Source organism: Blastococcus colisei (assembly GCF_006717095.1).
GTDB classification, from domain to species: domain Bacteria; phylum Actinomycetota; class Actinomycetes; order Mycobacteriales; family Geodermatophilaceae; genus Blastococcus_B; species Blastococcus_B colisei.
The window spans coordinates 2,170,010-2,191,518 of the sequence record NZ_VFQE01000001.1; the positions used below are offsets into that span (position 1 = coordinate 2,170,010).

Annotated in this window: 26 protein-coding genes; 13 read left to right on the plus strand and 13 right to left on the minus strand. The window is 72.9% G+C overall.

Annotated elements, in window-relative coordinates; translation table 11 throughout:
• Positions 1-52 precede the first annotated feature (52 nt).
• Complete coding sequence (locus tag FHU33_RS10355; RefSeq protein WP_142025290.1) at positions 53-1,534, minus strand: amidohydrolase family protein; 1,482 nt, start codon at positions 1,532-1,534, stop codon at positions 53-55.
• A gap of 231 nt (positions 1,535-1,765) precedes the next feature.
• Here FHU33_RS10355 and FHU33_RS10360 point away from each other — a divergent pair, with 231 nt between their 5' ends.
• The 5 genes from FHU33_RS10360 (at position 1,766) to FHU33_RS10380 (ending at position 6,064) form a co-directional block, all read left to right on the plus strand.
• A complete protein-coding gene (locus tag FHU33_RS10360) occupies positions 1,766-2,962 on the plus strand; it encodes a CaiB/BaiF CoA transferase family protein (protein WP_142025291.1) in 1,197 nt (398 codons plus the stop codon).
• Positions 2,959-3,795, plus strand: coding sequence for a citryl-CoA lyase (locus FHU33_RS10365; protein WP_142025292.1), 837 nt, complete (start codon positions 2,959-2,961; stop codon positions 3,793-3,795). Before FHU33_RS10360 ends, FHU33_RS10365 begins: the two co-directional genes overlap by 4 nt.
• Positions 3,796-3,805: 10 nt before the next feature.
• Positions 3,806-4,777, plus strand: coding sequence for a quinone oxidoreductase family protein (locus tag FHU33_RS10370; RefSeq protein WP_142025293.1), 972 nt, complete (start codon positions 3,806-3,808; stop codon positions 4,775-4,777).
• 55 nt (positions 4,778-4,832) lie between these two features.
• Positions 4,833-5,696, plus strand: a complete 864-nt coding sequence (locus FHU33_RS10375) for a dioxygenase family protein (protein ID WP_142025294.1) — start codon at positions 4,833-4,835, stop codon at positions 5,694-5,696.
• A gap of 80 nt (positions 5,697-5,776) precedes the next feature.
• Complete coding sequence (locus FHU33_RS10380; RefSeq protein ID WP_142025295.1) at positions 5,777-6,064, plus strand: DUF1905 domain-containing protein; 288 nt, start codon at positions 5,777-5,779, stop codon at positions 6,062-6,064.
• A 23-nt stretch (positions 6,065-6,087) separates the two neighbouring features.
• On the opposite strand, the gene FHU33_RS10385 is transcribed toward FHU33_RS10380, so the two are convergent.
• The 3 genes from FHU33_RS10385 to FHU33_RS10395 all read right to left on the minus strand — a co-directional run bounded on the left by FHU33_RS10385 (position 6,088) and on the right by FHU33_RS10395 (position 8,532).
• On the minus strand, positions 6,088-6,291 hold the full coding sequence (locus tag FHU33_RS10385) for a hypothetical protein (protein WP_142025296.1): 204 nt from the start codon (positions 6,289-6,291) through the stop codon (positions 6,088-6,090).
• Positions 6,292-6,532: 241 nt separating this feature from the next.
• Positions 6,533-8,218, minus strand: coding sequence for a ribonuclease J (locus FHU33_RS10390; protein ID WP_142025297.1), 1,686 nt, complete (start codon positions 8,216-8,218; stop codon positions 6,533-6,535).
• A gap of 110 nt (positions 8,219-8,328) precedes the next feature.
• The gene (locus FHU33_RS10395; protein ID WP_089334648.1) at positions 8,329-8,532 is read right to left on the minus strand and encodes a cold-shock protein; all 204 of its coding nucleotides are present in this window, start codon (positions 8,530-8,532) and stop codon (positions 8,329-8,331) included.
• 345 nt (positions 8,533-8,877) lie between these two features.
• Here FHU33_RS10395 and FHU33_RS10400 point away from each other — a divergent pair, with 345 nt between their 5' ends.
• Complete coding sequence (locus tag FHU33_RS10400) at positions 8,878-9,453, plus strand: class I SAM-dependent methyltransferase (RefSeq protein ID WP_142025298.1); 576 nt, start codon at positions 8,878-8,880, stop codon at positions 9,451-9,453.
• A gap of 99 nt (positions 9,454-9,552) precedes the next feature.
• Here FHU33_RS10400 and FHU33_RS10405 read toward each other — a convergent pair whose 3' ends face one another.
• From FHU33_RS10405 to FHU33_RS10410, 3 genes are all read right to left on the minus strand, one after another.
• A complete protein-coding gene (locus FHU33_RS10405; RefSeq protein WP_142025299.1) occupies positions 9,553-9,978 on the minus strand; it encodes a class I SAM-dependent methyltransferase in 426 nt (141 codons plus the stop codon).
• A gap of 223 nt (positions 9,979-10,201) precedes the next feature.
• Complete coding sequence (locus tag FHU33_RS24945) at positions 10,202-10,345, minus strand: hypothetical protein (RefSeq protein WP_170182405.1); 144 nt, start codon at positions 10,343-10,345, stop codon at positions 10,202-10,204.
• Between the two features lie 17 nt (positions 10,346-10,362).
• The gene (locus tag FHU33_RS10410) at positions 10,363-10,893 is read right to left on the minus strand and encodes a GNAT family N-acetyltransferase (protein ID WP_142025300.1); all 531 of its coding nucleotides are present in this window, start codon (positions 10,891-10,893) and stop codon (positions 10,363-10,365) included.
• Between the two features lie 83 nt (positions 10,894-10,976).
• Between FHU33_RS10410 and FHU33_RS10415 the strand changes: the two genes are divergently transcribed.
• Positions 10,977-11,444: a winged helix-turn-helix transcriptional regulator gene (locus tag FHU33_RS10415; protein WP_142025301.1), complete on the plus strand. Its 468-nt coding sequence runs from the start codon at positions 10,977-10,979 to the stop codon at positions 11,442-11,444.
• A 313-nt stretch (positions 11,445-11,757) separates the two neighbouring features.
• On the opposite strand, the gene murD is transcribed toward FHU33_RS10415, so the two are convergent.
• From murD to FHU33_RS10440, 5 genes are all read right to left on the minus strand, one after another.
• Positions 11,758-13,056, minus strand: a complete 1,299-nt coding sequence (gene murD, locus FHU33_RS10420) for a UDP-N-acetylmuramoyl-L-alanine--D-glutamate ligase (protein ID WP_142025302.1) — start codon at positions 13,054-13,056, stop codon at positions 11,758-11,760.
• Positions 13,031-14,350, minus strand: coding sequence for a MurL-like N-terminal domain-containing (locus FHU33_RS10425; protein WP_142025303.1), 1,320 nt, complete (start codon positions 14,348-14,350; stop codon positions 13,031-13,033). Before FHU33_RS10425 ends, murD begins: the two co-directional genes overlap by 26 nt.
• Before the next feature lie 61 nt (positions 14,351-14,411).
• Positions 14,412-14,858 carry a DUF5313 family protein gene (locus FHU33_RS10430; RefSeq protein ID WP_142025304.1) on the minus strand — a complete coding sequence of 149 codons (447 nt, stop codon included), beginning with the start codon at positions 14,856-14,858 and terminating at the stop codon, positions 14,412-14,414.
• Complete coding sequence (locus tag FHU33_RS10435; protein ID WP_142025305.1) at positions 14,858-15,337, minus strand: MarR family winged helix-turn-helix transcriptional regulator; 480 nt, start codon at positions 15,335-15,337, stop codon at positions 14,858-14,860. Before FHU33_RS10435 ends, FHU33_RS10430 begins: the two co-directional genes overlap by 1 nt.
• 70 nt (positions 15,338-15,407) lie before the next feature.
• Positions 15,408-15,878 carry a heme-degrading domain-containing protein gene (locus FHU33_RS10440; protein ID WP_142025306.1) on the minus strand — a complete coding sequence of 157 codons (471 nt, stop codon included), beginning with the start codon at positions 15,876-15,878 and terminating at the stop codon, positions 15,408-15,410.
• Positions 15,879-16,084: 206 nt separating this feature from the next.
• On the opposite strand from FHU33_RS10440, the gene FHU33_RS10445 reads away from it, so the two are divergent.
• The 6 genes from FHU33_RS10445 (at position 16,085) to FHU33_RS10470 (ending at position 21,109) form a co-directional block, all read left to right on the plus strand.
• Positions 16,085-17,575: a GGDEF domain-containing protein gene (locus FHU33_RS10445; RefSeq protein ID WP_142025307.1), complete on the plus strand. Its 1,491-nt coding sequence runs from the start codon at positions 16,085-16,087 to the stop codon at positions 17,573-17,575.
• Positions 17,576-17,670: 95 nt separating this feature from the next.
• A complete protein-coding gene (locus FHU33_RS10450; RefSeq protein WP_142025308.1) occupies positions 17,671-18,213 on the plus strand; it encodes a DoxX family protein in 543 nt (180 codons plus the stop codon).
• Between the two features lie 106 nt (positions 18,214-18,319).
• Positions 18,320-18,943: a DUF2975 domain-containing protein gene (locus FHU33_RS25405; protein ID WP_211355064.1), complete on the plus strand. Its 624-nt coding sequence runs from the start codon at positions 18,320-18,322 to the stop codon at positions 18,941-18,943.
• Between the two features lie 50 nt (positions 18,944-18,993).
• The gene (locus FHU33_RS25770) at positions 18,994-19,185 is read left to right on the plus strand and encodes a helix-turn-helix domain-containing protein (RefSeq protein WP_342778640.1); all 192 of its coding nucleotides are present in this window, start codon (positions 18,994-18,996) and stop codon (positions 19,183-19,185) included.
• A gap of 110 nt (positions 19,186-19,295) precedes the next feature.
• Complete coding sequence (locus FHU33_RS10465; RefSeq protein WP_142025310.1) at positions 19,296-20,276, plus strand: ATP-binding cassette domain-containing protein; 981 nt, start codon at positions 19,296-19,298, stop codon at positions 20,274-20,276.
• Entirely contained in the window at positions 20,273-21,109 is an 837-nt protein-coding gene (locus FHU33_RS10470; protein WP_142025311.1) for an ABC transporter permease, read from the plus strand. Before FHU33_RS10465 ends, FHU33_RS10470 begins: the two co-directional genes overlap by 4 nt.
• A 4-nt stretch (positions 21,110-21,113) precedes the next feature.
• On the opposite strand, the gene FHU33_RS10475 is transcribed toward FHU33_RS10470, so the two are convergent.
• Positions 21,114-21,494 carry a nuclear transport factor 2 family protein gene (locus FHU33_RS10475; RefSeq protein ID WP_142025312.1) on the minus strand — a complete coding sequence of 127 codons (381 nt, stop codon included), beginning with the start codon at positions 21,492-21,494 and terminating at the stop codon, positions 21,114-21,116.
• Positions 21,495-21,509: the final 15 nt, after the last annotated feature.

The following is a 21,509-nucleotide window of genomic DNA, read 5'->3' on the forward strand; positions in this document are numbered from 1 at the left end:
GAGGATGGCGCGGGGAGGACCGGCTGCTCAGGTCCTCCCCGCACCGGCTCCCTCAACGGCCGAGCACGCGCTCCTCGCCGCCGGCGCGCTTGGACTCGTCCTTGTAGTCGGTGTACTGGTAGGGGTTGTCCAGGATGGCCGCCTCGGCGTCCGGCATGTCGGGGAACATGCCCTGTTGCCAGACTTCCTCGCCGCACGCGCCCTTGAGGTACTCGATCGTCGACTCGATCTCCCGGCGCACCGGGGCGAGGTCCATGCCGACCAGCTTGTGGGCGTACTTCACGACCCGGCCGTCGACGAGGACGGTGTGCACGTCCCCGCGCTGGGCCTGGAAGGCCACGTGCCCGAACGGGTTGAGCAGTGGGAACGACACGGGTGAGTCGTCGTTCTTGATCAGGACGACGTCGGCCTTCTTGCCCGGCTCCAGGCTGCCGATGTCGGGGCGGCCGATGGCGTGCGCCCCACCCTTCGTCGCCCACTCGACCACGTGCTGGGCGCGCAGCCGGAGGTGGGTGATGGTCTCGCCCTTCAGGTGCGCGGTCAGGTGCTCCGACATCCGGTCGGCGTTCAGCGTCGACCGCATCGCGGAGAACATGTCCCCGCTCCACCAGACGCTGGTGTCCATGGACAGCGACACCGGGATCCCGTACTGCAGGACCTGCTCGGTGGGGGCGTGCCCCTGCCCGGCGCTGCACTCGGACTCGGTCGACACCGAGATCGAGCCGCCGGTGGCCGCGATGCGCTGGTAGCTGTCCCGGGTGAGGGTCGAGGCGTGGACGTACACCGTCTCCGGGGTCATGAACCCGTGCTCGTGCATCAACCGGATGCCGTCGTCGTTGGTCGCGCCCCACACGCCGGCGTGCGTGGTCACCGGGATGCCGAGGTCGCGCGCCACCTCGAAGGCCGCCTTCTCCGGGAACGCCGGGTCGCCGGTGACGTCGAACGCGATCTGGACGCCCATCTTGTCGTCGCCCGCGTCGCGCAGTCGCTCCAGGAGCGCGCGGACGGCGGGGTCGGCGGTCCACTCCCAGGGGCCGGCCTGGATGTTGCCGTAGGCCATGACGAACCGTCCGGGCACCGAGCGCAGGGCGTCGAGCGCAGCCTCGCCGTGGTCGACGGTCTGCAGGTTGTGCGACCAGTCGACGGTGGTCGTGACCCCGGCGTCCAGCGATTCGATGGCCGCGAGCCGGTTGCCGGCCGCGATGTCCTCGGGGCGGAACTTCTTGCCGTGCTCGAGGTAGTACCAGACGAAGTACTGGGTCAGGGTCCAGTCGGCGCCGTAGCCGCGCATCGCCGTCTGCCACATGTGCCGGTGGGTGTCGATCATCCCGGGCATGACGATGCCGCCGCGCGCGTCGATCTCCTGCGTGCCCTCGGGCACTTCCAGGCCGGGCCCCACCCCGGCGATGCGGTCGTCGACCACCAGGACGTCGGCGTCGGTCAGGACCGTCCCCGCCTCGTCCATGGTGAGCACCGTGCCGCCGCGCAGGACCACCGGTCGGCCGGCCTCGGGAGCGGGCTCGGAATGGGTCATCGTCTCCTCCTCGGACGTCGTCGTCACGCATCCGGACGAATGTCCGCAGAGCGGCGAACGGCTGCGATGCAGGTCACCTTCATGGTGTGGGAGCGGCCTGTCAAGAGCGGATGGCTGTCGCGTCCGCCTGATGGAACAGCTGGTTGACAGGGTGCACGGGCGGTGCCGAGACTGCCTCGGAGAGGGACGGACAACCGTCCGCTTGGCTGCTGCGAAGGGGAACGCGACACGATGACTCCAGGACCGGCCCTCCCGGGGACAGCCACGGGCCGTGGGCCGCTGGCCGGCATCCTCGTCGCCGACTTCTCCCGCATCCTCGCCGGGCCCTACAGCACCATGCTGCTGGCCGATCTCGGTGCCGAGGTGGTGAAGGTGGAGGGCCCGGCGGGCGACGACACCCGGACCTGGCAGCCGCCGGTCCGAGAGGGTGTCGCCACCTACTACCTCGGCGTGAACCGGAACAAGAGATCGGTCGCCCTCGATCTCAAGGACCCGGCCGACGCGGCGCTCGCCCAGGAGCTCGCCCGGCGGGCCGACGTCGTCGTCGAGAACTTCAAGCCCGGCGGCCTGGGCCGCTTCGGTCTGGACTACGACAGCGTGGCGGCGGGAAACCCGGGCATCGTCTACGCCTCGATCAGCGGCTTCGGCAGCGGACCGGGCGGGGCCGCGCTGCCCGGGTACGACCTCATCGTGCAGGCGATCTCGGGCTTCATGAGCCTGACCGGTGATCCCGACGGTGAGCCCTACCGGGCAGGCGTCGCCCTCTTCGACGTCATGGCCGGCCTGCACGCCACCATCGGCATCCTGTCCGCCCTCAACCACCGGCACGAGACCGGCGCCGGCCAGCACGTCGAGGTCAACCTGCTGAGCTCGGCGCTCTCCGGCCTGGTGAACCAGACCAGCGCCTACGTCGCCGGCGGCGTGGTGCCCTTCCGGATGGGCAACAGCCACCCGAGCCTGTTCCCGTACGAGCCGCTGCCGTGCGCCGACGGCGAGCTGATCATCACCGCCGGCAACGACGGGCAGTTCCGCCGGCTGTGCGGGGTGCTGGGGCTGCCCGAGCTGGTGGACGACCCGAGGTTCCGCCGCAACGAGGACCGGACGGCCAACCGCGACGAGCTGCGCCCGCTGCTGGTCGAGCGGCTGCGCACCCGGTCGAAGATGGACTGGTTCCGCGACATCATCGGTGCCGGGGTGCCGTGCGGACCGATCAACACCATCGAGCAGGGCGTCGCCTTCGCCGAGGAGATCGGCCTGGACCCCGTCGTCATGGCCGGGGAGGGGGCTGCGGCGGTGCCCTCGATCCGCAACCCGATCACCTTCTCGGCGTCCACCCCCGACTACCGGCTGCCGCCGCCCACCCTGGACGAGCACGGCACGGAGATCCGATGCTGGCTGAGCACCACGGCGGAGGAGGAACGTCCGTGAGCGACCAACCGGTGTACCCGACCGCGCTCGGTGCGGCCAGCCTCGAGACGATCACCCTGCTCGGCAGCGACCTCGCCCGCGACGTCATGGGCAGCGTCGGCTTCGGCGAGCTGTCGTTCTGGCTGGCCACCCAGCGCCGCCCGACGCGAGGGGAGACCCGGGTCTTCGAGGCGGTCCTCGCGGCGCTGGCCGACCACGGCTTCACCCCGACGGCGATCGTCACCCGGTTGACCTACCTCTCGGCGCCGGACTCGATCCAGGGTGCACTCGCGGCGGGCCTGCTCGGCGGTGGATCCCGGTTCCTGGGCGTGACCGAGGACTGCGGCCGGTTCCTGCACGACGTGCTCACCCGCGTCGAGGGCGGGCTGCCCACGGACGACGCCGGCTGGGACGCGCTCGCCCTGGAGACGGTGACCGCGCAGCGCGCCGCGGGCCGCTTCGTCCCCGGCCTGGGCCACCACGTGCACAAGCAGGGCGACCCGCGCACGCCGCGGCTGATCGAGATCGCGACCGAGGAGGGGTTGGTCGGCCCGCACCTGTCGCTGTTCACCGCCATCGGGCGCGCGCACGAGCAGGTGCTCGGCAAGCGGCTGCCGCTCAACGGCGCCGGCGTCTGCGGTGCCGCCCTGGCCGACCTGGGGCTGCCGCTGGAGCTGCTCCGCGGGTTCGCGCTGCTCGCCCGCACGGCCGGCCTGATCGGACAGCTGGCGGAGGAACTGCGTTCCCCGGTGGCCAACGACGTGTTCCTGTCGGTGGACCTGAACAACCGTCCGGTCGCGCCCGACCCGTTCGTCCCCGCGCCGCTGCCGGCGGTCGGCGACGGAAGCGCCTGAGGACGCCGACGTGCGCGCTGCTGTCCTGTCCACACCGGGGGACGCCCCCGCTTGCGCCGAGCACCCCGATCCCGCCCCGGCCGGCGGTCGCAGCGTCGTCCGCGTGACGGCGGCGCCGATCGTGCCGCTGGACCAGCTCGCCGCCTCCGGGACCTCGTACTTCGGCCGTCCCGCCGTCCCCTACGTGCCCGGGGTGCAGGGGGTCGGGGTGGTCGAGGAGTCCGCGGCACTGCCGGCCGGCACCCGCGTCTGGTTCGCGACCAGCGCCGGGATGGCGCCCGGTGACGGTGGCCTCGCCGAGCGGTGCTCGGTGGCCGACGCCGACCTGGTGGCGGTGGACGCCGACGTCCCGGACGTGCACCTGGCCGCGCTGGGCCTGTCCGCGGTGGCCGCCTGGAGGGTGCTGACCGCCCGCGCCCGGCTGCGGTCCGGCGAGACGGTGCTGGTCCTCGGCGCGGGCGGGGCCGTCGGTCAGGCCGCGATCGGCGCCGCCCGCGTGCTCGGCGCAGGCCGGGTGGTCGCCGTGTGCCGGTCGGCGGATTCCCAGCAGCGTGCCCGCGAGCTGGGCGCCGACGCGGTCGTGCCGCTGCAGGGGAACGCCGACGCGCTCACCGGCCGGCTCGCCGACGCGTGCGGCGGCCGGGCGGACGTCGTCGTCGACCCGGTGTTCGGGGTCGCCGCCACCGCGGCCTCCCGGGTGCTGGCCGACGGCGGGCGGCTGGTGAACCTGGGCGGCGCGTCGGGCGACGTCGCGGAGTTCTCCTCGGCCGTGCTGCGCAGCCGAACGGCTGCGCTCCTCGGCTACACGAACAACGCCCTCACCCCCGCGGAGCGGGCCGAGGCGCTGACGGCGGTGAGCCGCCACGCCGCCGACGGCCGCATCGCCGTGGCGCACGAGGTGCTGCCGCTCGCCGAGGTGTCCGGAGCCTGGACCCGCCAGGCCGCGGGGCAGGCCACCGCCCGCCTGGTCCTGACACCCTGACCCGACCGCTCCGCGGCCGGCGCCTGCCGGCCGCACCACACCGCAGGAGGAAGCCGTGCAGCTGGTCACCGAGGACAACATCACCGACCTGGCGGTGGAGCGCTGGGCCACGGCGAAGGACCCGCGCCTGGCGGAGCTGATGACGGCGCTGGTCCGTCACCTGCACGACTTCGCGCGGGAGGTCCGGCTCACCGAGGCGGAGTGGATGGCGGCGGTGCAGTGGCTGACCGCCACCGGCACGATCAGCAACGAGAAGCGGGAGGAGTTCATCCTCGCCTCCGACGTCCTCGGCCTCTCCATGCTCGTCGTCCAGATGAACCACCGGCTGGATCCGGCGGCCACCCCGGCGACCGTGCTGGGCCCGTTCCACATCGAGGGCTCCCCGGAACTGGGCTTCGGCCAGGACATGTCGCAGGGTCTGGCCGGCGTGCCGCTCTACGTGCACGGCATCGTTCGCGACCTGGCCGGGGCGCCGGTGGCCGGGGCGGTGCTCGACGTCTGGCAGGCCGACGACGAGGGCGTCTACGAGGCCCAGCTGGGCGAGGTCGACGAGGCGCGGCTGCGCGCCAAGTACGCGGCCCGCGAGGACGGCAGCTACTGCGTCCGCACGCTCGCGCCGAAGGGCTACACGATCCCGATGGACGGTCCGGTCGGCGACCTCATCGCGCGCACGGAGATCAGCCACTTCCGCCCGGCGCACATCCACTTCCTGATCGCCGAGCCCGGCTTCGAGCCGTTGATCACCCACCTGTTCCAGGAGGGCGCGGAGTACCTCGACAGCGACGTCGTCTTCGGGACCAAGCAGGAGCTCGTGGTCCGCTTCGACGAGCGCGAGCCGGGACCCACGCCCGACGGCGGCACCTCCGAGGTCCCGTGGCTCGAGGCGCGCTACGACTTCGTCCTGCAACCGCGGGGCTGATCCGCGGCCGGCACCGATGAGTTCTGCCTGGGCCGACGGTCGTCCCGGCAGAACCGTCGGTGCGAGGGAGAGGTCGGGCCATGACGTCGAAGCAGGGACCGCTGGACGCCGAGTTCACCGCAGCACTGGTGCAGAGCCCGGCGCGAGGCGGCTGGACCTACGTCCAGATGCCGGGGTCGGCCGAGTACTTCGGCACCCGCGGCCTGGTCAAGGTGCGCGGCCGGGTCGACGGGCACCCGTTCGAGAGCTCCTTCATGGCGCTGGGCGACGGCACGCACAAGCTGCCGCTGAAGGCCGACGTCCGGATGGCGATCGGGAAGCGCGCCGGCGACGTCGTCACCGTCCACCTGGACGAGCGGCTGGGCTGAGCCGCCCACGCCGGTGAGACCGACTACCGCGACCGCTGCTGTCGGCGCGCGACGGCGACGAGGATGCCGAGGACCACGACCAGCGGCACCCAGGACGGCACCCCGAACGGCCCCAGGAACAGCCCGACGACGAACAACAGCAGCTGGAAGCCGACGATGAAGGCGACCAGCAGCACCACCCAGAAGAGGACGGGCCGTTCCATCTGCATGCGGCGCAAGTAGTCCATCGCCCCTCCTGGGTCGCGTGATCGGCACCGCCACTCGACGCGGCCGGGCCATCGGCAGTATCGGCAGCGCGGGAGCGCATCTGAAGGCGGCCGTGCAGTCGACAACGCCCGCTGCGGTGACCGCGTTCCCGCCAGGTCGCACCGGATCGCCGCCCTCGGCTCCGGGGCGCCGTCCCCACGGTGCAGCGTGAGGACGGCGACCCGACCGGAAGGACGGCGGCGTCGGTGGTGACGACGCCGGTCAGGCGTCGATGACGATCGGGATGATCATCGGGCTGCGCCGGTAGGTGCGGTGCGCCCACTGGCCGACGGCGCGGGAGATGAGCTGCTCCAGCTGCGTCGCCCCGCCGACGCCCTCCTCGGCGGCCTTGGCCAGCGCCTTCTCGACCAACGGCGCGACCGCGTCGAAGGTCGTCTCGTCGTGCACGAAACCCCGGGCGAGGAAGTCCGGCGGCTCGGCCAGCATGCCGGTGTCGGCGTCGACGATGGCGACGACGGTGATCACGCCCTCCTCGGCGAGGTTGCGCCGGTCCTTGAGGTGGGCCTCCGTCGCGCCGCCGACGGTCTGGCCGTCGACGTACACGTTGCCGGCCGGCACCTTGCCGGTGATCCGCACCTTGCCGTCGACCAGGTCGACGGCGATGCCGTCCTCGGCGAGCACGACGCCCTTCGGGTGCACCCCGGTACGGATCGCCAGGTCGCCGTTGGCCCGCAGGTGCCGCCACTCGCCGTGCACCGGCATCACGTTGCGGGGCTGGACGAGGTTGTAGCAGTAGACGAGCTCGCCGGCGCTGGCGTGGCCGGAGACGTGCACCTTCGCGTTGCCCTTGTGGACGACGTTGGCGCCCCAGCGCGTCAGCTCGTTGATGACCCGGTAGATCGCGTTCTCGTTGCCCGGGATGAGCGAGCTGGCCAGCAGGACGGTGTCGCCCTCGGTGATCCGGATGACGTGGTCGCGGTTGGCCATGCGCGACAGCGCCGCCATCGGTTCGCCCTGGGAGCCGGTGCAGATCAGGCAGACCTGGTCGGCCGGCAGCTTCTCCAGGACCTTCATGTCGACGACCAGGCCGTCGGGCACGTTCAGATAGCCCAGGTCCCGCGCGATGCCCATGTTGCGGACCATCGACCGGCCGACGAACGCGACCTTGCGCCCGTGCGCGTGGGCCTGGTCGAGCACCTGCTGGATGCGGTGCACGTGGCTGGCGAAGCTGGAGACGATCACGCGGCGGGGAGCGGTGCGGAAGACCTTCTCGATGGCGGGGACGAGCTCGCCCTCCGACGTCGTGAAGCCGGGCACCTCGGCGTTGGTCGAGTCGGTGAGGAAGAGGTCCACGCCCTCCTCGCCGAGCCGGGCGAAGCCGCGGAGGTCGGTGATCCGGCGGTCCAGCGGGAACTGGTCCATCTTGAAGTCGCCGGTGTGCAGGACCAGGCCGGCCGAGGTCCGGATGGCGACGGCGAGCGCGTCGGGGATCGAGTGGTTGACGGCGAGGAACTCCAGGCCGAACGGCCCGAAATCGGCCAGGTCCTCCTCGGCCACCTCGACGGTGACCGGCCGGATCTTGTGCTCCTTGAGCTTGGCCTCGATGAACGCCAGGGTCAGCTTCGAGCCCACCAGCGGGATGTCGGCCCGCTCCCGCAGCAGGTAGGGCACGCCGCCGATGTGGTCCTCGTGGCCGTGGGTCAGCACGATCGCCACGACGTCGTCGAGCCGGTCCCGGATCGAGGTGAAGTCGGGGAGGATCACGTCGATGCCCGGCTGGTGCTCCTCGGGGAAGAGGACGCCGATGTCGACGATCAGCAGCTTGCCGGCGTGCTCGAAGACGGTCATGTTGCGACCGATCTCGCCGAGGCCACCCAGGGCGATCACGCGCAGGCCGCCGTCGGGCAGGGGCGGCGGGGTGCGGAGCTCAGGGTGCGTGCGACTCATGCGGTGAACGTTACGGCGCTCCACCGGCGGCCCGGCGACATGGGCAGCCGGGGCCGGAAAAGCAGAACGGGGGCCACGGCGCGATGCGCCGTGACCCCCGTCCCGGTGGATCAGATGGGGCGAACGTTCTCCGCCTGGGGGCCCTTCTGGCCCTGCGTGACGTCGAACTCGACCTGCTGGCCCTCGTCGAGCGACTTGTAGCCGTCCGAGACGATGGCGGAGTAGTGGCAGAAGACGTCGGCGCCGCCGCCGTCCTGGGCGATGAACCCGAAGCCCTTCTCCGCGTTGAACCACTTCACAGTGCCCTGAGCCATGCTGTTCTCATTCCGTGCTGGGGGTGTCGAGAACCGGCAGATTGCTGGTCCCCGGGTCGCTGCACCACCGGCAGGACCGAGAGGAACGTCAGGCAGAAGACGACTGCGGACGTTCAAGAACGAAGCAGAGGCACGACAGCGACCAGGGGGGATCCTACGCTGTCCGCGGCTCTCGTGGGGACGGCGGGCCCGACCAGCTCGTCCACCGGCAGGTGGCTCACCCGTCGGAGGGGCGCGCCTGGGGCCGGGACACGGTGTGGGGAGCTGCGTACGGGGCGCCTCCGTGCCATCGTGCTGCGGAGAGCTGGGTGCCGGGCCCGCTCCACCGGGCTCCGGAAGGGCTGCATGAACCAGCAACTGGCCGATCGACTCCGCTTCCTCCGCGCGTTCGCCGCCAACCCCCGCCAGGTCGGGGCGATCCTGCCGACCTCTCGGCTCGCCGTGCGCGACATGCTCGACATGGGGGACGTCCCCGGGGCGAAGCTCGTCGTGGAACTCGGAGCCGGGACCGGCTCGCAGACCGGCGAGATCCTGGCCCGCATGAGCCCGGACGCGCGCCTGGTCGCCCTCGAGATCGATCCGCGCCTGGCCGAGGTGCTGCGGAAACGGTTCGCCGACCCGCGCCTGGAGGTCGTGTGCGACTCCGCGGAGCACCTTCCGGACCACCTGGGGGAGGAGCGGGCCGACGTGCTGGTGTGCGCCCTGCCCTTCACCTCGCTCGAGCCCGGTCTGCGCCGTCGCATCCTCGAGTCGCTGCCCGGTGCGCTCGGTCCCGACGGCGTCGCGCTGGTCATCCAGTACTCACCGCTCATCCAGTCGGAGCTGCGCCGGCTGTTCGCGTCGGTGCGGCGTCGCATCTCGCCGCTGAACGTGCCCCCGGCCTTCCTCTTCGCCTGCCGCCTGCGCCCCGACGGCGACTGACCCTCCGCCGGTCGCCGCCCGGTGATGTGCACCGATGCGCAGTTCCGGGCGCCGGATCTGCGCATCGGCGCACACCGCCGGCTGCGCTGCGCCGTCCGCCTAGGCCGGCGCCGGGCCGGTGCCCTGGAGGAAGGGCGCCCACAGCCGGTCGGCGTCCGGGAAGACCGTCTGGACGACGATCACGTCTTCCGCCTGGAGTCGGGCCGCCGGGTCGAGGCCTGCCGCCGCGGACCAGAACCGGCTGATCAGCTGCATCCCGATCCCGCCGGCGTAGTCCCACACGTATGCGGCGACGACCCCACCGCTGCGGCAGATGCGCCGCATCTCGGCGAGCGCCGCGGTGCGCTGAGCGACGAAGTCGAGCATCAGCCCGGCGACGACGGCGTCGGCCCAGCCGTCGGCGACCGGCAGCGCCCGGGCGTCGCCCACCGCGAAGGACGCCCGCGGATCGGGGACGGTGCGCGCGGCGTGCGACACGAAGGGCAGGGAGGGGTCGAGACCGACGACGGCCGACGGCGCGGTCAGGCTCTCCGATCTCGTCGGTCAGCGCGCCGGTGCCGCAGCCGACGTCCACCCACCGGGCGCCGACGGACGCCTCGAGCCAGGTCAGGAACCGGCTCGCGACGAGCCGGCTCCACCGGCCCACGTAGGCCTCGTAGCTCTCGCCGCTGGACCAGACGTCCACGGTCGGACGCTGGCGGCCGGGCGCGCGCCTGTTACCGCTCGTGCGCGCGCCGGCCGGGGTGGATCAGCGACGGGTGGAGAGTGCGGCGATCTCGTGCGCGGACTCCACGGTGGGGGCCGACGCGCACGCGCGGGCGATGGCGCGCTCCTCGCGCAGGTGGCGCCGGGTGGCGCGGCGGCTGGCGAAGGTGGTGTGCAGGCGGGACATGGCGGAACCTCTCGTTCTCAGTGGGATGCGGTCGTGAGCAGGGAGTCGGGGCGAGGAGCGGCGGATACCGGCGCGGGGTCCAGCGGGCTGGTGACGGACAGCACGTCGACGTCGGCCGTGACGATCGAGCCGGGGAGGAGTCGTCGGACCAGCCCCAGGACCGGCCGGTTGTCGGGCTGGACCGTCGCGGTGAACGTGCGGACGCCGCGGCGGGCGGCCAGGTCGGTGAGCGAGGCGAGCAACTGCCGGCCCACCCCGGCGCCCTGCCAGGCGTCCTCGACCAGGACGGCGACCTCGGCCGTTGCCGGAGCGCCGGGCGGGCGGTCGTAGCGGGCGACCCCGACCACCTCGCCGCCGACCACGGCGACGACGGCCTCGCGCAGGTCGTGGTCGACGGTCACCAGCCGGCGGACGGTCTCCTCGGGGAGCCGGTGCACCGGGGCGTGGAAGCGGCGGTAGACGGTCTCGGGGGAGAGGCGCGGCCACAGCCGGCAGAAGAGCGCCGCGTCGTCGGGCCGCACCGGCCTCGTCGTCACCGTGATGTCCATCCCGGCCTCCTGGGTTCGCAAGACGAACTGTGCTCCGCCTTTCGCGGTTCGTCAAGTGAACCCAGCCCGGTTAGACTGCTGGTGTGAGCGACGCCTCGTTGGACCGGTCCCGATGCTCGGTGGCCGGCACCCTGGCCGTGGTCGGGGAGAAGTGGAGCCTGCTCGTGCTGCGGGAGGCCTTTCTCGGCGTCCGCCGGTTCGCCGACTTCCAGCGCAACCTCGGCGCCCCCAAGGCCGTGCTGACCGACCGGCTGGCCACCCTGGTGGAGCAGGGCGTGCTGCGGCGGGTGCCCTACCAGGCCGACGGCGAGCGGCAGCGCCACGAGTACCGGCTGACGGCCAGGGGGATCGACCTCTATCCGACCCTGGTGGCCCTCATGCAATGGGGCGACAAGTACCTGGCCGACGACGGCGTCGCGCCGCTGCAGCTGGAGCACCGGGACTGCGGGGCGCCGGTGCACCTCGGCATCGTCTGCGCGGACGGCCACGAGCTGTCCGGTGCTCGTGAGGTCCGGGCGATCGCGCGGTCGACCGCCGTCAGCTCAGGGTGAGTTCGGCAGCAGGGTGACCTCGGGGTGGGAAATGCCCCTCGAGTCCCGCGGATCCCGGTCGCGTTGGAGTCTCGCGGTGTTCTCCACGCTCGTGCGGTCCCGCGCCCCTTCGGGGGTGCTCGTGAAGAGCAGGTCGAGCCGCTCCAGCGGACGTTGAGCCATGTCAGGGTGCGGCTCAACGTCCGCTGGAGCGGCTCAACATGCATGCCAACAGGGCGCTGCGGGACTCGGCACGGTGATCTCGGCCCCGGAAGCGGCGGCATGTCATGACGGGCGGGGACCCTCCCACCCGGAAGTCACCTTGCTGCCGTACTCAGCTCAGGGTGAGGGACTCCACCGTGCGCACGAAGTCGGCGGCCCGCTCCTCGTAGTTGCGGTACCGGCCGAAGCTCGGCGCGGCGGGGGATAGCAGCACCACGCCGTCCGGACGCGCCCACTCGAAGCCGGCCCGCACTCCTTCCGGCAGGTCCGCCACCTCGCGGACCTCGACGTCCGGTGCGCCGGTGCGCAGCGCCGCGGCGATCCGCGGTCCGCTGTCGGGCAGGCAGATCGCCAGCAGGCCGGCCCGGCCGGTGAGGCCGTCCGCCAGCGGCGCGTAGTCGATGCCGCGGTCGTGGCCCCCGACGAGCAGGGCGACCCGCCGCCCGCGGAAGGCGTCCACGGCGGCGAGGGTGGGCAGGACGTTGGTCGAGAGGCTGTCGTCCACGAACTCCACGCCGTCCACCCGGCCGACCGGGCGCAGCCGGCTGCCGAGACCCGCGAAGTCGCGCGCCGCGGCCGCGATCCGCGCGTCGTCGTCGGCGCCCGGCACGCCGAGCGCGACCAGGCCGGCGCGGGCGACCAGTGCGTTGCGCACGTTGTGCTCGCCGAGCAGGCCCAGGCCCGTGGTCCAGCCCGGGTCGTCGCCGGCGGAGATCCACTGCACGGTCGGGCCCAGCAGGTCGGCGTGCTCGCGGAGCAGCGGGCTGTCGCCGTCGGCGACCACCTGCCGCACCCCGGGGCGCCGGCACAGCGAGAGCTTGTCGCCGAAGTAGTTCTGGATGCCTCCGTGCCAGTCCAGGTGGTCCTGGCTCAGCGAGGTCACCGCGACGACGGCGGGGCCGAGCGCCACGTCGGTGGCCTGGTAGCTGGACGTCTCCACCACCCACCAGTCGACGTCCTGCGGCGCCTCGGGATCCCACGGCGCGGTGCCGAAGTTGCCGCCCAGCAGCACCCGCTGGCCCAGCCCCGTGGCGAGGTGGCCGGCGATGGCGGTGGTGGTGCTCTTCCCCTTGGTCCCGGTGATGCAGAGGACCCGGTCGCGGTCGGCCTCGGCCAGCCACAGCCCCAGCCCGCCGACCACGGGCGTCCCGCCCTCCTCCAGCGCCTGGAGGTCCTCCCGCAGCCGGGAGATGCCCGGCGACTTCACGACGACGTCGCAGCCGGCGAGAGCCTCGAGCCCGCCGGCCTCGGTACCGACGACGTCGTCCCCGGCGGGTGCGTCGTCGACCATGACCTGGGGAGCGACGCCGAGCGCGGCCAGCTTGCGCAGGTTCGCGCGGCCCTCGACCCCGAGCCCCCAGACGCCGACCCTGCGGTCGCGCAGGTCAGACCAGGAGATCGTCGGCGGCATACGGGGCTTCGATGAAGTGCTCGCCCATCGGGGCGAAGTACCGGTTCGTCGGGCCGGGCGCGGCCGGCTGCTCCGCGCGCAGCTGCGCGAGGACGGGGTTGCCGGCGCGGTCGGGCCGGGCGGCGGCCAGTTCTAGGGCCACGCGGCACTCCCCGACGTCGCCGACGCACTCGAACGGCTTGGTGGCGGCGGTGTCGCCGAGCAGCCCGCGGAAGCGGGGGAGCATCTCGGTGCGGTCCAGCGGCTCGCGGCCGCCGAAGACGGCGCGCAGCTGCTCGGCGGGCAGGAACGGCGCCAGGATCAGGTCGATGAACGCGCACTTGTCGCACTCGCCGCACCAGGCCGAGGCGCGCTTGGCCGGGTCGACGTGGAAGGCGCGGTTGCAGCTGCGGAAGACCGGGTGGTACTCGGGGAGCCCGGCGAACCGCTCGGCGACCCACAGCTCCGAGTAGGGCCGAAGGGCGGAGAAGTAGCGGAATCCGGGCAGCACGGAGTCCAGCAGCCCGCGGAAGGCCGCCTCGAAGTCCAGGGACTTCGAGTACTGGTGGTTGATGCCGCGGCCGTCCACCTCGATCGTCGGCGCCGACGCGGACCACTCGTTGCTCATGATCACCGCGCTGCGGTAGTCGAGCACGGCGGCGACCACGGCGATCGCCGAGAGCACCCCGGTGACCGGCACGTGCCCGTTGAGGAAGCCGAGTTCCCGGCTCCGCAGCACCTGCGGGTCGAGCGTGCGACTCGCACGGACGATGGGCAGCCCGGTGACGGCCGCGGCGTCCTCGATCGGGTCGAAGCGGCCCACGATGAACAGGCTGCTGTCGGGGAACTGCTGCCTGGTCTCTTCCACGACGACGACGGAGTCGATGCCGCCGCCGAAGGGGATCAGCGGCCGCTCCTCGGGCAGCCGCCACGGCACCGGCTCGGCCAGGTCGGTGCGGCCACCGACGATCTGCAGGTCGTCGATCGGGAGGTCGTTGACGTAGCTGAACTCGCCGAGGCCCTGGAGATAGAACTCGCGCAGGAAGGCGATTTCGTCCTTCGTGACGGGGGTGTCGCCGAGGTCGATCACCGGCGGCGCGGCGGTCTTGTAGTAGGAGATGCCGCTCAGCAGGAAGAGGATGCGGGCCGCGGCGGCGACGCCCGGTGAGTCCCAGTCGAGCTCGGCGGGCAGCTGGACGACCTCCTGGAAGGACCGGCCGTCGAGGGAGTACCGCGAGGTGATCTCGCCGGTGGCGGGGGAGATGTCCACGCCCTCGTAGGTGAACGTCCCGCCACGGCGGTCATCGCGCTTCATCGCCGTCGAGCCTACCCGCCGGCCGCCATCGCTCCGGCGCTCCGAGCCGACGCGGTGCACGTCACGGCCGCCCCTGGCGGGCGCGGTAGCGAGCGGCCCGGCGGGCGGAGGCCGCGCGCCGGCGTTCGCTCTCCCGGGCCTCGCGTTCCTGTGCCGCCCGGTTCCGCGCGGCCGTGGCCGTGCCGGCGGGGTAGCCGGCGCGCTTCACCCGGTTCTCGGTCGTCTCGGGCATGTAGGCCAGGGAGAAGAAGAGCCCGAGGAGGACGCCGCCGAGCGCCGCCATCCCACGGATCCAGAACTCGCCCGGGACGAGCACCAGCACCAGCGCGATCGGCAGGGCCAGCTGGGCCATCGAGCGCGCGACGTGGCGCAGAGCCCAGGTGCGGGTCGTCGTGTCGTGCAGGACCCAGGGGCTGAAGCGGGCAGGAAGTGCTCCACCCATGGCGTACCAGAACCACCGGAGCGGACCGGGACGCACGACTTGCTGCGCCGGGGCCGAGGTGGCCATCAGCTCGCCGTCCGGGAGACGGCGGGCTGCTCCAGCGACCGTTGCGAGGCGGCGATGACCCGGGTGAGCGCGCCGTGCAGGGCGGTCAGCTCGCCGACGTCCATGCCCAGGCGGTCGACGATGCCGGCCGGGATGCGCTCGGCCTGGTCGCGCAGGGCCCGGCCGGCGTCGGTGAGGGCGATGGCCAGCGAGCGCTCGTCGCGCGGATCCCGGTCACGGCGCACGAGGCCGCCGGTCTCCAGCCGCTTGACCAGCGGGGACAGCGTGCCGGGATCGAGCTGCAGCAGGCCGCTGAGCCGCTTGACCGACAGCGGGCCGTGCTGCCAGAGCGCCAGCATGACCAGGTACTGGGGATGGGTGAGGCCCATCGGCTCGAGGAACGGCCGGTAGACGGCGACCACGTTGCGCGCGGCGACCGAGAGCGCGTAGCAGACCTGGTGCTCGAGGGCGAGGGGATCGGGGAGTGGCTGGGGCGGCACACGGTTAGGCTACCAATCATTGGTGCCCCAACGGTTGTGCGGTCCACCACGCCGGAGGGGCGAGGCTCCGTCAACGGCCGAGCTGCGTCCGGAGAGCCGCGACGACCATGCGGTGGTCCTCCACCTGGGGAAGGCCGGACACGACGACGACGCCGATCGGACCGACGTCGCGCACGAGGATCGGGAAGGCACCGCCGTGGGCCGCGTAGCGGGCAGGGTCCAGGCCGAACTCCGCCTCGAACGTGGTCCCGCGCTCGATGCTGGCCTGTCGCACGTAGAGGCTGCTGTGTCCGAAGCGGGTCACGACGCGGGTCTTGCGCCGGATCCAGGAGTCGTTGTCCGGCGTCGCGCCGGCCAGGGCCGCGTGGAAGAGCTGGTGCCGGTTGCGGGTGAGGTCGACGGCGATGGGCAGTTCCTTCTCGCGCCCGCCGGCGACCAGGGCGGATCCGAGCTCCCAGGCGTCGTCCGCGGTGAACCGGGTGAACTGGAGGTCCTCCTCCTCGGCGGCGAGCTCGGCCAGGGACGGTGCGGCGTCGGTCATGCCGCCTTCCTACCGCCCCACGGGTGGCGGCTGTACCGGCAGTGCGGACGCTCGTCCGCGCGGCCCGCAGCTGACCGCCGCCTGGCCGCGAGCCGCTCGCGTCGGCACGTGCCCTCCGATACCGCACCGTCCAGGAACCAGTAGTCTCCGCTCGCTCGAACGGTCCGCTCGCTGCGGAGCGGGCGGCGGAGAGGAGTGGCGGGCTGGTGCACGCACGGTCGCGCGCGTTCCTCTGCCTCCTCGTCCTGCTCGCGACGGCCACTCTCGGCATCGGCGTGTGGCGCGCGCTCCCGGCGATGCAGGCTGCCGCGTCGGACGTCGCGGTGGTCACCGCCGCCGTCGCCCTCCTGCTGTTCTCACCGGTGACCGTCGGCCGTCGCGCCCGCGCGGCCTACATGACCTTCGGCGAGACGGCCGGGGTGCTCGCCTTCGCCGTCCTCCCGCCGGCTGCCGCGGCGCTGGCCTGCAGCGCGGCGGCCCTCGGCCTGGTCCTCACCCTGCGCACCAGTGCGACGAACCGGCTGTTCAACGCCGCCTCGTCCGTCACGGCGGCCGCCGCGGGTGGGCTGACCGCCGCGGCGCTGCAGGCCAGCGGAACCGGCGTGCTGACCGCCGCAGCCGTGGCCGCGCTCGTGTTCGGTGCGGTGAGCCACGTCCTCGTCGTGACATTCCTGAGCATCGAGCGGGGTCGGCTCGTCCCGAACTTCGGCGCGGGGCTCCGTCAGCTCGCTGCCGTGGAGACGGCCGGCACGGTGCTGGGCCTCGCGGTCGCGCCGCTGCTGATGCCGAACCCGACCGAGGGGTGGCGGCTCCTGCCGCTGCTGCTCGTGCTGGCCGTGCTCAGCAGGCGACAGGCGCAGCTGGCCGCCGAGCGCGATCTCCTCGACGACCTGGCAGTGGCCACGCAGGACATGCATCTCTCCCTCCGCCACGACGAGGTGGTCGATGCCCTGCACGCCCATGCCGCACGGCTGCTGCCGCGCAGCGGGGTCACGATCCGGGGGGAGCCCCCGGGTCCGGATCAGGTGGGGGTGCCGGTCGGCGACGGAGCGTCGTGGCTCGTCGCCCGGAGCGGGGTCGCGCAGGTCGGCGTCCCGACCGAGGAGCGCGTCCTCTCGGGTCTGGCCACCGCGGCCCGTCACGCGCTGGAGAACGCCCGGTTGCACCGGCGGGTCGAGGAGCAGGCACGGACCGACGCCCTGACCGGCCTGCCCAACCGCGGTGCCCTGGTGCTCCATCTCGACCGGGAACTCGCGCGGGCCGGCCGGCACGGCGGCCACGTCGGTCTGGTCTTCCTCGACCTCGACGGGTTCAAGGCCGTCAACGACGAGCAGGGCCACGAGGCGGGCGACGCCCTGCTGGTCGAACTCGCCGGGCACCTCCGGACGGCCACGCGGACCGAGGATTTCGTCGCCCGGCTCGCGGGTGATGAGTTCTGCATCGTCCTGACCGGCGTGTCCGGCCAACCGGAGTGCGTGCGCGTGGCCGAGGAACTGCGCGCCGCCGTGGAGCAGGGCATGGGCACTGCCGGCGTCGGAGTCAGCATGGGGGTGGCACTCGGCCCCGAGGACGGCGCGGACCCGGCCGCCCTGCTGCACGCGGCCGACCTCCGCATGTACGCCGACAAGGCGGTGCGCTCCCGCCGACGCACCGGGCCGCGGTCCTCCCGGACGGAGACGGACTCCCTGCGCGGCTGACGCGCTCGCACGGGGACCGGCGTATCTCCGTCGGCTTCCGCGTCTCTTCTTCCCGACGGCCGCGCGACGGGTGCGGCCTCCCGGAACGAGAGGAGATGACCATGGTCGGGACGCCGCAGTCGACGGCCCTGATGGAGCGGACGGCGGAGGTGTCGCCGACCGGAGCCGAACCCGCCGTCCCGGCGCCGCGCCTGCCCGGAGCCGCCCTGGTGGACCGTGCCGTGGAGGTGAACCAGCGCATCGCGCCGACGTTGCTGCGGCTGGCCCTCGCGGTCGTGTTCGTGTGGTTCGGCGCCCTGAAGCTCGTCGGCTCGAGCCCGGTGTACGACCTGATCGCGCAGACGCTGCCCTTCATCGACGCCGACCTCAGCGTGCCGGCGCTCGGCGTCGTCGAGATCGTCCTCGGGCTGGCGCTGGCAGCCGGTGTGCTGCCCCGCATCACCCTGCTCGTGCTCTGCGGGCACCTGGCCGGCACGTTCCTCACGTTCGTGACGGCGTCGGAGCTCATGTGGACGTCCAACCCGCTGGAGCTCACCGCCGACGGCGAGTTCGTGGTGAAGAACCTGGTGCTGATCACCGCGGCACTGGTCCTGATCGGCTGGTACAGCCGGCGGGCCGAGGAGCGACGCGCCGCCTGAGCTGCCCTCGCGCCAGAAGGCACCCGTCCGCCGCGGACGGGTGCCTTCTGGCGCGACCGCGCGTCATGCGGTGTCGGACGTAACGATCGTCGTTATGGTCCGGCGCATGCAGACGACGGTGAAGCCCCTGCTCGGACCCCGCGCGGCGGGCGCCTATGCCGTCCTGCTGCTCCTGGTCGCAGCCGGAGCCGCCCTCCTCGCGGCCGGCGTGCTGTTCACCGGGGTGACGCGGGACGCGGCCGACGTGACGGTGTACCTGAGCAACAGCGTGCGGCTGGACCTGGACGACCGACTGGACCTGCCCGAGGGAGCGGCCCTGCTCGGGAACCTGCTACCGGTCCAGCTCCACGTCCCCGATCTGCCCCTGGACGTGCGGCTGCTCGCGCAGTCGGGCGACGCCCTGCTGCTCCTCTCGATCGCGGTCGGTGCGCTGGCACTGGCCCAGGTCCTGCGGACCGTCCGGGCGGGACGGCCGTTCGCGAGGCGCAACGCCACGTGGCTCGCGGTCGTCGCCGGTGCCGTCGTCGTGGGCGGCTGCATCCCGCCGGTGCTGCGCAACGTGGGCGCCCAGGCGGCCCTGGGCCACCTGGAGGTGCGCGGGGACCCGCCCTTCGTGACCTGGTCGTCGTTCACCTGGACACCCCTGCTGCTCGGGATCGTGGTCCTGGGCATCGCGGAGGCGTTCCGGCGAGGGGCGGCGATGGCCGACGACGTCGACGGGCTCGTGTGACCGGCGGCTCCACCGACACCGACCCTGCCGGCCATCGCATCGTCTGCCGCATGGACGTGCTGCTGGCCGAGCGCGGGATGACGCTGGCCGAGCTCGCCGACCGCGCCGGGGTGTCGGTGGTGAACCTGTCGGTGCTGAAGAACAACCGCGCCCGGGCCGTCCGCTTCTCCACGCTGACCGCCGTGTGCGACGCCCTCGACTGCCGTCCCGGCGACCTCCTGGACGTCGCCCCGCGCGGCTGACCCGATCCCCGCGACGGCGCGCAGAAAGTCACTGGCGACCGATGACTTCCGAGCGCACCCTGCGTCTGACAGGGGACAGCAGTTCTGCGGGGGACGAGGTGAGGAGCCCGATGACGACCCACGCACCGCTCGCGATCGAGGCCACGGGGCTGGCGAAGTCGTTCGGCGACACGCACGCCGTCGCCGGGGTCGACCTGGCCGTCCCCGAGGGGGCCATCTACGGGGTCCTGGGGCCCAACGGGGCGGGGAAGACGACGGTCATCCGCATGCTGGCCACGCTCATCCCGCCGGACGCCGGAACCGCCCGGGTGCTGGGGCACGACATCGGCACCGAGGGCGACGCCGTCCGCGGCCTGGTCAGCCTGACCGGGCAGCTGGCGTCGGTGGACGAGGAGCTGACCGGCCGGGAGAACCTGATCCTGCTCGGCCGGCTGCTCGGGCTGTCCCGCGCCGCGTCCCGCGCCCGCGCGGACGAACTGCTCGACGCGTTCGGCATCGCCGAGGCGGCCGGCCGGCTGGTGAAGCACTACTCCGGCGGGATGCGCCGGCGGCTGGACATCGCCGCCAGCATCGTCGTCACGCCGCGGCTGATGTTCCTCGACGAGCCGACCACCGGCCTGGACCCGCGCTCGCGTGGGCAGGTCTGGGAGATCGCCCGGGCACTCCAGGCGGGCGGGACGACGATCCTGCTCTGCACCCAGTACCTGGAGGAGGCCGACCAGCTGGCCGACGGGATCGCCGTGATCGACCGCGGCCGGGTGATCGCCGAGGGCACGCCGGGGCAGCTCAAGGCGTCGGTGGGCGCCGGCGGGCTGCACGTGCGGCTGCTGGAGGCCGACCGTCGTCCCGAGGCCGCCGGCATCCTCGAGCGCGCCGTCGGCGCCGTCGTCCTCGAGCCCGACCCGGCCGCCCTGTCGGTGTCCTGCTCGGACGCGGCCAGGGCCGCGGACGGCGTGGCCGCGCTGGCCCACGCCGGGCTCGGCATCGCGGAGTTCTCCCTCGGCCAGCCCAGCCTGGACGAGGTCTTCCTGGCGCTCACCGGTCACCTGGCCGAGGAGCACGACCCGACGCTCGAGGAGCAGCCGTCATGAGCAGCGCCACCTCGGTGACCGACGGCGCCGACACCGCCGCCGTCCGCAAGGCCATCGCGACCACCGCCCGCCCGCCGCGGCCCGGGGCCCTGTCGACGGCGCTGACGTTCGGCTGGCGCGGCATGCTCAAGGTCAAGCACGTGCCCGAGCAGCTGGTCGACGTCACGATCACGCCGGTCATGTTCCTGCTGATGTTCACGTACCTGTTCGGTGGGGCGATCGCCGGCTCCACCAGTGCGTACCTGGACTACACGCTGCCGGGGCTGCTGGTCATGTCGGTGCTGTTCACGACGGTGTATTCCGGCATCTCGCTGAACACCGACCTGACGAAGGGCGTCGTGGACCGGTTCCGGTCGCTGCCGATCTGGCGCCCGGCCCCGCTGCTCGGAGCACTGCTCGGGGACAGCGTCCGGTACGTCGTCGCCGGCACGGTGATCATCGTGGTGGGCGTCGCGCTCGGGTACCGCCCGGACGCCGGGTTCGCCGGCGCGGTCGCGGCCCTGGCGCTCGTGGTGGTGTTCTCGTTCGGGCTGTCGTGGGTCTTCTCGGTGCTCGGCCTGCTGCTGCGGTCGCCGAACGCGGTGATGAACACCGGCTTCATGGCGATCTTCCCGCTGACCTTCCTGTCCAACGTCTTCGTCGACCCGGCGACCCTGCCCGGGCCGCTGCAGGCCTTCGTCGAGGTCAACCCGATCTCGATCCTGGCGACGGCGTGCCGTTCGCTGATGGACGGCACCCCGGACGGCGAGGCGATCGTGATCTCCCTGGCCGTCGCCGCCGCGCTGGCCGCGATCTTCCTGCCGATCACGACCCGGCTCTACCGGAGTCGATGAGGGATCAGGCCCGCGGCAGGGGAGTCGACGCGTAGGCGAGCAGCTGCCACTCGCCGGTGTCCCTCGTCCACACCGCGAGGGCGAGGACGTCGAGCGTCTTCGGCGTGCCCTCGACGAGCAGGTCGGCGTTCATGCGGCCGACGACGACGGCGGTGTCACCGAGGACGTCGACCCGCTCCACCGGGTGGTCCAGGCGCGAGTAGTCGTAGTAACCGTTCCCGATCTTGGCCAGGTACTCGGCCTTGGTGTCGCGGACGCCGCTGGAGTGCGCGTAGCTGAGCCGGTCGTGGAACAACCGCTCGAGCGCCGGCAGGTCCGGGCCCAGCAGGGCCTCGTAGCGGCGGTCCTCCGCGGCCAGCACCTCGGCGACGACGTCATCGGTCATGGTGGGCACGCTAGT

Coding starts and splice junctions, on each gene's coding strand:
- FHU33_RS10355 (WP_142025290.1), bottom strand. CDS start 1,534: ATGACCCATTCCGAGCCCGCTCCCGAGGCCGGCCGACCGGTGGTCCTG.
- FHU33_RS10360 (WP_142025291.1), top strand. CDS start 1,766: ATGACTCCAGGACCGGCCCTCCCGGGGACAGCCACGGGCCGTGGGCCG.
- FHU33_RS10380 (WP_142025295.1), top strand. CDS start 5,777: ATGACGTCGAAGCAGGGACCGCTGGACGCCGAGTTCACCGCAGCACTG.
- FHU33_RS10385 (WP_142025296.1), bottom strand. CDS start 6,291: ATGGACTACTTGCGCCGCATGCAGATGGAACGGCCCGTCCTCTTCTGG.
- FHU33_RS10390 (WP_142025297.1), bottom strand. CDS start 8,218: ATGAGTCGCACGCACCCTGAGCTCCGCACCCCGCCGCCCCTGCCCGAC.
- FHU33_RS10395 (WP_089334648.1), bottom strand. CDS start 8,532: ATGGCTCAGGGCACTGTGAAGTGGTTCAACGCGGAGAAGGGCTTCGGG.
- FHU33_RS10400 (WP_142025298.1), top strand. CDS start 8,878: ATGAACCAGCAACTGGCCGATCGACTCCGCTTCCTCCGCGCGTTCGCC.
- FHU33_RS24945 (WP_170182405.1), bottom strand. CDS start 10,345: ATGTCCCGCCTGCACACCACCTTCGCCAGCCGCCGCGCCACCCGGCGC.
- FHU33_RS10410 (WP_142025300.1), bottom strand. CDS start 10,893: ATGGACATCACGGTGACGACGAGGCCGGTGCGGCCCGACGACGCGGCG.
- murD (WP_142025302.1), bottom strand. CDS start 13,056: ATGCCGCCGACGATCTCCTGGTCTGACCTGCGCGACCGCAGGGTCGGC.
- FHU33_RS10425 (WP_142025303.1), bottom strand. CDS start 14,350: ATGAAGCGCGATGACCGCCGTGGCGGGACGTTCACCTACGAGGGCGTG.
- FHU33_RS10430 (WP_142025304.1), bottom strand. CDS start 14,858: ATGGCCACCTCGGCCCCGGCGCAGCAAGTCGTGCGTCCCGGTCCGCTC.
- FHU33_RS10440 (WP_142025306.1), bottom strand. CDS start 15,878: ATGACCGACGCCGCACCGTCCCTGGCCGAGCTCGCCGCCGAGGAGGAG.
- FHU33_RS10450 (WP_142025308.1), top strand. CDS start 17,671: ATGACCATGGTCGGGACGCCGCAGTCGACGGCCCTGATGGAGCGGACG.
- FHU33_RS25405 (WP_211355064.1), top strand. CDS start 18,320: ATGCAGACGACGGTGAAGCCCCTGCTCGGACCCCGCGCGGCGGGCGCC.
- FHU33_RS25770 (WP_342778640.1), top strand. CDS start 18,994: ATGGACGTGCTGCTGGCCGAGCGCGGGATGACGCTGGCCGAGCTCGCC.
- FHU33_RS10465 (WP_142025310.1), top strand. CDS start 19,296: ATGACGACCCACGCACCGCTCGCGATCGAGGCCACGGGGCTGGCGAAG.
- FHU33_RS10470 (WP_142025311.1), top strand. CDS start 20,273: ATGAGCAGCGCCACCTCGGTGACCGACGGCGCCGACACCGCCGCCGTC.
- FHU33_RS10475 (WP_142025312.1), bottom strand. CDS start 21,494: ATGACCGATGACGTCGTCGCCGAGGTGCTGGCCGCGGAGGACCGCCGC.